Source organism: Bacteroides caecigallinarum (assembly GCF_021531075.1).
In the GTDB taxonomy this organism is placed as follows: domain Bacteria; phylum Bacteroidota; class Bacteroidia; order Bacteroidales; family Bacteroidaceae; genus Phocaeicola; species Phocaeicola caecigallinarum_B.
Genome location: NZ_JADYTJ010000164.1, coordinates 1 through 302 on the forward strand (window position 1 = coordinate 1; position 302 = coordinate 302).

At 49.7% G+C, this 302-nt stretch carries 1 rRNA gene; it reads right to left on the bottom strand.

The features are described 5' to 3' along the window. Positions 1-302: ribosomal RNA gene (locus tag I6E11_RS14905) — 23S ribosomal RNA — on the bottom strand; the annotation flags it as partial.

Here is a 302-nt window from a genome sequence, read left to right on the forward strand (position 1 = left end):
GGTCCCGACTTACCCTGATCCGATTAGCGTTGATCAGGAAACCTTAGTCTTTCGGCGAGGGGGTTTCCCACCCCCTTTATCGTTACTTATACCTACATTTGCTTTTCCATACGCTCCAGAGTGGCTCACGCCACGCCTTCGACGCCGAATGGAATGCTCCCCTACCAACCATAATGGTTCCATAGCTTCGGCAGACAACTTGATACCCGATTATTATCCACGCCAAATTCCTCGACTAGTGAGCTGTTACGCACTCTTTAAATGAATGGCTGCTTCCAAGCCAACATCCTAGCTGTCTTAGC